This is a genomic window from Myroides sp. LoEW2-1, assembly GCF_009767705.1.
GTDB lineage: Bacteria > Bacteroidota > Bacteroidia > Flavobacteriales > Flavobacteriaceae > Flavobacterium > Flavobacterium album_A.
In genome coordinates this window covers 1-945 of the sequence record NZ_WSPP01000112.1, presented here as the reverse complement: position 1 = coordinate 945, position 945 = coordinate 1, and the positions used below count along the sequence as shown (strand labels likewise).

Here is a 945-nt window from a genome sequence, read left to right as displayed (position 1 = left end):
CTTTAAAGGACATTTGTTCTAACAAAAAAATAAATGATTATGAATGTTATAATCTCGTTTACGCTATTTTTGATAAATACTATTTGTAGTTTAATAGGAATGTCAATTGATGATGTTAATATACAAGAACAAGTAATTCCCAAAAAGGAAAAGATTGAATGGATTGTTTATCAAGGAGAAAATAGAAAAGATGGAAGTAGAGAATACAAATAAGAAGGAGTACAGGGGAAAAGAGTCAGCTAAGCTATTTAAGCTATTTCTGTTAACGCTTTTGACCTATGTACTGTTTAAGAAAGTCTTAAAACTATATGGTTTAGATTTTCCAACGTTCATTGGCTATTTGGTGTTCTTTGGTGGCTCTTTTATGCTTGTACACTCATTTTTGGTCAAAAAGTTTTACACAGACATAGAGCGACTTCTTAGAGCGGATGAGAAGAATGTGAACAAACTTACTTTGTACTGTGGAATTACGCTCTTTGCTGTATTCTTTATGCTGAGTTTTATTATCAAGCTATTTCACCTCCTTTTTATATTAGAAGACCAGCGTATTCAGATAATATTGTTCAATGAGCACTTTAGGGCAATATGTAGTTTTAGTTTTTTATTGACTATTGTTTATACTATTTACATTTATACGCGCTTAAATGCTTTAGCGAAGAATCAGCAAATCGTTGAACAAAAAGTGATTACAGGGAATGTGTCTGCTCAGTTTGAAAGTCTAAAGAATCAGTTAGATCCACATTTCCTTTTTAATAGTTTGAATGTTTTAGGTGCCTTAATAGAAGAAGATCAGGACAAAGCTATTCTCTTTAATCAATCCCTATCGAGAACTTACCGTTATATACTGGATCAAAAGAACAAAGAACTCGTGCCTTTAGAGGAAGAATTGGCCTTTGCAAGAACCTATATTGAGCTGTTGCAAATGCGCTTTGAGGATAGCCTTAC

At 32.6% G+C, this 945-nt stretch carries 2 protein-coding genes; both read left to right on the top strand.

The genetic code is table 11. From position 1 onward, the window contains the following. Positions 1-39: 39 nt before the first annotated feature. A complete protein-coding gene (locus GOQ24_RS07600) occupies positions 40-213 on the top strand; it encodes a hypothetical protein (protein WP_155092340.1) in 174 nt (57 codons plus the stop codon). Next, positions 191-945 (top strand): histidine kinase (locus GOQ24_RS07595; protein ID WP_243731258.1); only part of this gene is annotated, 755 nt, incomplete at its 3' end. The genes GOQ24_RS07600 and GOQ24_RS07595, both read left to right, overlap by 23 nt.

Excerpts from the sequence above, each read along its gene's own strand:
- GOQ24_RS07600 (WP_155092340.1), top strand. The coding sequence starts at position 40 with ATGAATGTTATAATCTCGTTTACGCTATTTTTGATAAATACTATTTGT.